This is a genomic window from Paraburkholderia sp., from assembly GCF_036488505.1.
Taxonomy (GTDB): Bacteria; Pseudomonadota; Gammaproteobacteria; order Burkholderiales; family Burkholderiaceae; genus Paraburkholderia.
Genome location: NZ_DASXHN010000479.1, coordinates 1 through 6,708 on the forward strand (window position 1 = coordinate 1; position 6,708 = coordinate 6,708).

The following is a 6,708-nucleotide window of genomic DNA, read 5'->3' on the forward strand; positions in this document are numbered from 1 at the left end:
CCGTCTCCGCCATTGTCGCTCCGCCTTCAATCTCTTTGATGGCGCCGATGATTTCAGCTTCCGAAAACTTGCTCTTCCGCGACATACATGCCTCCGTACATCAAGGCATTATCGGCGGACCAATTTTCGGGTTTCACGTCAACGGGAAGTTTCATGTGCTCGCCGGCAACGGTTTGATCGGCGACACCTTCGATGGATTGACTCCCGATGCGGGGGCGCCGCCCCAAGCGACGGATCCAAGCGTCCGCATCTACACGCAGAGTTCGTCATGGCTCTCGATATCCGGTTCATCCGTTCTCATTCCGAGTCTCGGGGATTACTCCGTGCGCAAAGTCGATTCGAGCGGGCTCGTGACGCGCTTTGCTGGCGTCTACGGAAGCGCGTGGCCGTTCGCCGACGGATCGTTCGCGACGTCAAGCCCCATTCTGCCAGTCCGTGTCGTCGTCAGTCCCGACGGATACGATTATACGACGGCACGAAATGACAATAACGATGGAAATGCAAATCGCGTCGTGCGGCTTCGGCGCGCCGACGATACCACTTCGGGTAACGACATTCTCGTGCCGAGCCTCGACGGCTCAGAGGTTTATGAGTTCGACGCCACCGGCAAGCATCTTTACACGCGTGCGAAATACGCGGGCGCGACATCACTCACGGTCGGATACACGGGCGGCTACGTCAGCTCCCTTTCGGACGTTGGCGGTCCGACGACGATCAGTGGTTACGGTACGGGCACGGTGACCATTACGTCGCCGACGGGACAGGCGACGAAGCTTACGCTTACCGGGACATACTTGACGGGTCTCGACGACCCAGCGCTCCACCACACGACATTCGCTTACGATCCAAACACGCATTTGCTGTCACAAATGACCGAGCCGGTCGCCACCAATGTCCACAACTTCGGGTACACGTCGACCGGGCTTCTAACGAGCGATGTCGCACCTGGCGCTGGAGCGGGTTCGCGCCTGACACGCACGGACGGAGCGACGACGGTCGGAATCGACTTCACGACCGCGGAAAGCCGCACGACCACTCACGTCATCGACACGTCTGCGACCGTCGACACGTTCAGCGATTGGAACTTGACCCCCGCAACTTTCACGCGCAGTGAGCAGCGCACGCAGACGACGCTCGCCGCTTCGAATCCCACCATTGACACTTGGTATACCGACTCGGCGCACGCGCATAAGAGCCCCGATGGGACGAGCACGACGACGGGCTACGCGCCTGATCCGCGCTTCGGCATGAACCTCGCGTATGCCACGGCAGTAACTGTCACGACGCCGCAGCACCCTGACACCGGTCCGAAGTGCTTCTCAGGCTATAATGGGATGTGTATTCGTACCTCGCGAACGGCGTCGGGTGGCATGGGCTTTTCTGCGACGAGCGTCACGGACGAGCGATGGGGTAGCTTCAACAACTACGGAACGCATGCCACCTCCACTTGGACGAGCGTCGCGACCGCTGACTGCGCGTCGCCCCCGTGCATTGTCCAGACGAGCTCCGAGCAGCGAAAGATCGTGAAGAACCTCGACAGCTTAGATCGCGTCAAGGTTATCACGTTGCCTCAGAACGACCCTGTCGCGGTCTCGCCCATCAACATTAATTACGGAGTGAACTCGAACGATCTCGGAAAAATCGTTAGCGTCCAGCAAGGCACTCGCACGTACTCCATTCATCACGCCGCGAGCGGCTTCACGAGCTCGATAGACACCCCGCTGCTCGCGCCCGCCCTCACCTTCGACGTCGTCGACGATGACGGTCGCGTGAAGCAACAGACGATCAAGGGAGGCACGCCGCGCGTCGTGGGCTTCGATTACGACGCGAACGGCAACCGGCAACTAGTGACCCTGCCGAAGAATAACGCTCACAATTTCTCGTACAATGGCCTCAATCTGCTAGGCAGCTACGATCCGCCGGCGATCGGCTATTCGAACACGACTTACGATTACGACCTCGATGGATTGATTCGCACTGTCGAGCCACCGACTGGGAACGTCGTAACGAACACTCGCGACGCAGCCGGGCGCGTTTCTCAAATATCTTACGCCCATCCCACGAGCGGTACTATCACAGTCACACTGGGCTATGACCCGGCTACCGGCCAAGCGTGCACGTCGAGTGTCGGTGGTTGCACCGCTACGAACGGGACCGCGAGCTCGGCGGCGGCGACCGTGACGACAATCGACGGATACGACGGTCAGCTCTTGGTTTCGGAGGAGACCAAGCTGTCGACACCATCGGCGTTCGACCACGTCATCCACTACGATTATGACAACGCGCTGCGGCTGGGGGACCGATACGTTGACACCGCCGGCAACTGGACGCAGGCAACATTTCAATATGACAACGACAGCGTCGTTAGCTCAGTGGGCCTTCAAGGCACGACCTTCAACGTCTATCGCGGCGCCAACGGGATGCTCAAGTGTACGAATGTCGGAAGCGTATGCGAGGCATACACCTACGACTCCTACGGGGCCTTGACTGAGCAGAAAGCCGTTGCGGCGGCATGCGATGCTTCCTGCAGTGCATCCGGCACCATTCTGCTCGATATCCAGTACACACATAACGATCCGCTCGGACGCGTGACGGCAAGGCTCGACACAATCGGGACGAATCAGTGCAGCTGGGCATATACCTATAGTACGCAGTTTCCTGAGTGGTTCGGGACTGCCTCGGCGAGCGGAGGTACGAACTGCGGGCCGTACAACCTAACGCAGAGCTACGATTCGGACGGTAACCAAAGTTTCAATTCCTTTTGGTCATACGATGCGCAGGATCGCCTCGGATCGGATGGATACTGGACTTACGCGTACGACGCGCAAGGCAACGTCACGTCAGAGCACGACCCTAGCAACAACTACTACTACTACAGCTACGATCCTGTTGGCAATTTGCGCCATTATGCCGCGGGATCCACAACGGTCGACTATGATGTCGACTATCGAAACAGGCGGATCGGTAAAATCGCTGGCCCTGCGCTTTCTCAAGGCTATTTGTACGACGGCGACCGGGTCATCGCTCACGTGACGAGCGGCGGCGCGGTCGACGCGACGTATGTCTATATCACCAAGCGTAATGTCCCCGATCTCATCGCGATCAACGGTTACACGCTCCGCATGCTCTCCGATGCGAACGGGACCGTTAGACGCGTAGTCATCGCATCGGGTGCGCAGGCCGGACAGCCCGTGGGCGACTACGATTTCGATCCGTACGGTGTCGCAATTGGGTGGCCCAATCCAGCGGGCAGCTGGCCGTCGGCCTGGCAGCCGTTCGGGTTTGCCGGCGGGCTATGGGACGGCGACGTGGGACTCTATCGATTCGGTGCGCGCGATTACAACCCCTGGAAGGGGCGATGGTGGTCAAAGGACCCGATCGGGTTCGCCGGCGGCCTGAACCAGTACGCGTATTGCAACAATGATCCCCTGAACTGCATCGATCCATCAGGCAGGTTTTCGCTGGCGTTGCCGTTGCTGATTCCGGAACTGGGGCTCGCCGGCGCGGAGTTTGGCCCGATCGGTCTTGGGCTGGGCGTTGGCGCGGGCGTGGCGGTAAACGTGGGCATTTATCTGTACCAACATCCGCCGGCCCCCAACAGCTGTCCCGTCACCGCCGGTGATCTTGCGAGCAGTCCATATCGTACGCCCGGAATACCAGCGCCCTCCGACCCCCCAAAGCCAAAGGAGCCGGAAACCCCGAAACCAAACCCTGTAGACATTTGCTATGATGCATACACGGCCGACTCGGCGGAGTGCTACGAACTATACGGCGGCAATCAGACAAAGCTAGCGAACTGCCTTTCCGATGCTACTCAAACATTGAGCAACTGTATTGATAGCGTCTTTGCGTTGTAGCAATGAAGCGGAAGCGGAAATCAACGGCGACCGCGCGGAGGCCTCTGGCTTCCGTCATTACCGAAGTACTGAAGTCGGAGCGAAACAAGGCGGCCGCCGCGCGCAAGCTAATCGCCATTGCCCAAATCCAGTGGGATGAGCGCTGGTTCGCTGATGCGCACGAACTCGCTCTCGCAGCGCTCGCGGTGTGCAGCGCGGGGGCCGACACAAACCGGCAGCGGGTTGGTATCGCGCGCTGGATTGCCTTCAGGTTCCCGAGCCCAGGAAGTTTCCTGAACCTGGGAGATCAATACCAGCGCGCGGGAAACGAACACGCCGCGACTCAATATTGGCGGCGTGCCCTTAGGCTTGGGCAAGCACAGCGGGATCGGCGAACCATCTCGGGGGCTGATCGGCGCCTCGGTTGTTCGCACATCGTTTTGGACGATATTGATGAAGCGATCGACCAACAGCATTATGACGCTATGGGATATGAGGACGGACGTCGCATGGTCGCGGAATATGCCGCAAAAACCCGCCGTAAGGGACGATGGCGCGATCTGGAGACGTTGACTCGTCTTCGTCTTCGCCTAGCGCTGAGCGCGGAGGACCGCGCGGAGGTCAAGCGAGCCGCGCGCTCTCTGGCAGGGCTCACATCAGATCCCGCAGGCTACGCACTTGTGGCTGAGGGTTACGCGTTCAGCGAGAACCCAGCACTGGCAAAGCGCTTCTTCAAGCTCGCGATGCATGGGGCGTGGGCCGCCGGCCTAAGTAGCGTTTATGCTCGTGCCATCACGGCATTGACCACAACTCACAAGAATAAGATTGGCGAATGATGGCGAGAGCTATTTCGCTGTTGGCAGGTCTCCCCATCTTGATGATTTCTTTGCCTTACGCGGCCTTGGCTGGCTGCGGGGCTCGTACACTTCCAGCTGAGCGGGTCTGTCCTCCGGCGCAGGCCATGTGTGCCGGGGCCTGCGCTGCTCTCAACAAAGATCCAGAGAATTGCGGCGCATGCGGGAACCTTTGCGCGCACGGTACCGTGTGCTCTGAGGGAGATTGCGCCACAAACTGTGGCAGCAACGCACTGCAGTGCGGGCAATCGTGCGTCGATCCGAACGTCGACCCCGATAACTGTGGGGACTGCGGTTTGACCTGTCCTGCCGGCGAAGCGTGCGTCGGAGCAACATGCTCATCGACTTGTGCCGGTCAACAGGTGCTCTGCCTGCTCGACGCCGGGTTGGCATATTGTGCGAATACCGAAAGCGACAACAAGAATTGCGGAGCGTGCGGGACGGCGTGCGGGAGTGAACTCGCCTGCGTGAACGGGACATGCTCGTCCACATGCGCTGCGGGCCAGTCGCTCTGCGACGGCGACGCCGGCTCCTCCTGCGCGACCACGTCGAGCGACAACGCGAACTGCGGATCCTGTGGCGTCGCCTGCCCGAAAGGGACCGCATGCAAACAGGGAGCATGCGCGCTCGAATGCCCGGTTGGAACGACGGATTGCAATGGAACCTGCATCAATACCGAGTCGAGCGTTACCGACTGTGGCGGGTGCGGAATCGCATGCGAGCAAAGCGCGTGGTCTTACGCGTGTATTCACGCCCGTTGTGTGGTGACACTCGCGGCGCTTCAAAAATCGCCCCAAGCGATCGCCGTCCAATCGTCGGACGTGTTTTGGGTAGATCAGGGTGACAGCAATCAACCCGACGGCGCAATCATGTCGGTTTCCGCCATTGGAGGCATCCCCACGACGATCCATTCCGGCGACGCGAGCCCAATCTCCTTGGCGATTGGCTCGACCGCCTATTATTGGGTTGCGTCAGCCAGCGGGTTCAACAACGTGATTTACACCGAGCCCCAGGGGACAAGCACGGTCACATCGTTACCGAACTCCTCTTTTGCGCATGCAATCGTCACCGATTCCGTCGACATTTTCTGGACCGCGCCAGAGACCGTTCAAGGTTACGTCATGTCGGAGCCAGTCGGCGGAGGTGCGGCACTGACGCTCGCGACAGGAAAAGCACCGTATGCGATTGCCGCGGATGCGACTCACATCTTTTGGACCGACGTAAGCGACGGCACTGTCAACCAAATGTCGAAGTTAGGCGGAGCGGTTACCGTATTAGCCTCGAATCAGTACCAGCCGCAAGCCATTGCGACCGACGGCTCCAACGTTTATTGGGTGGATACTGCCTATCAGGGCTCCGTCATGCAAACGCCAATCGGTGGCGGAGCCATTACGACGCTTGCGTCGTCGCAGTCTTACCCAGCGGCGGTGACGACCGACGGCGCGAGCGTTTACTGGGCGAACGAAATCAGCGGTGGCGTGAACAAGGTGCCCGTGGGCGGTGGTACCGTGGTGGAACTCGTTCCCAATATCGACGCGATCGGAGTCGCGGTTGACTCTGGGAGCGTCTATTTTCTACAGGGTAATCTGAGCGGAATCGTTGGGAAGGTCACTCCAAAGTAGCAGTATCAAGTCAATGTGTTTGTGCCGAACGGACAAAGACGTTGAAGTCGCAGGCGGACTCGAATACGCGTGCAGCATGCCCAACCTCAGAACCGCGCTCGAGAAGCTTGCCGCCGACTTCGCCGAAGCCGCCGTCGCCGCGATCCAACATGCGTCCCTCAATGACATCGCAGGCGTCACCCATTCGCGCTCTGGAGCTGCGCCGGCTCATCGTTCGCCGGGAGCTGTGCGAGCGCCGCGACCGAGCAAGGGCGCTCGCCGCCATCGCCGATCCGGCGCCGACATCGCGAAGGTGACAGGCGCGATCGTCGCGCTGCTCCAGAAGCACCTTGGCGGTTTGCGCGCGGAACAGATCCGGGCCGCGTTGGGCATCAGTAAGCCGGAGCTCCTCAGCCC

The 6,708-nt window shown here is 59.9% G+C and carries 4 protein-coding genes; 3 read left to right on the plus strand and 1 reads right to left on the minus strand.

Going from position 1 to position 6,708, the window contains the following annotated elements; translation table 11 throughout:
• The first annotated feature begins 47 nt into the window (after positions 1 to 47).
• The 3 genes from VGH68_RS27465 to VGH68_RS27475 all read left to right on the plus strand — a co-directional run bounded on the left by VGH68_RS27465 (position 48) and on the right by VGH68_RS27475 (position 6,312).
• Positions 48 to 3,857 (plus strand): RHS repeat-associated core domain-containing protein, encoded by a 3,810-nt coding sequence (locus VGH68_RS27465; RefSeq protein ID WP_331606873.1) that lies wholly within the window; start codon positions 48 to 50, stop codon positions 3,855 to 3,857.
• Positions 3,858 to 3,859: 2 nt separating this feature from the next.
• Complete coding sequence (locus VGH68_RS27470) at positions 3,860 to 4,672, plus strand: hypothetical protein (protein ID WP_331606874.1); 813 nt, start codon at positions 3,860 to 3,862, stop codon at positions 4,670 to 4,672.
• A 779-nt stretch (positions 4,673 to 5,451) separates the two neighbouring features.
• Positions 5,452 to 6,312 (plus strand): hypothetical protein, encoded by an 861-nt coding sequence (locus VGH68_RS27475; protein WP_331606876.1) that lies wholly within the window; start codon positions 5,452 to 5,454, stop codon positions 6,310 to 6,312.
• A 10-nt stretch (positions 6,313 to 6,322) separates the two neighbouring features.
• Here the strand turns inward: VGH68_RS27475 and VGH68_RS27480 are convergent.
• Positions 6,323 to 6,708: hypothetical protein (locus tag VGH68_RS27480; protein WP_331606877.1), on the minus strand; the 386-nt coding region annotated here is incomplete at its 5' end.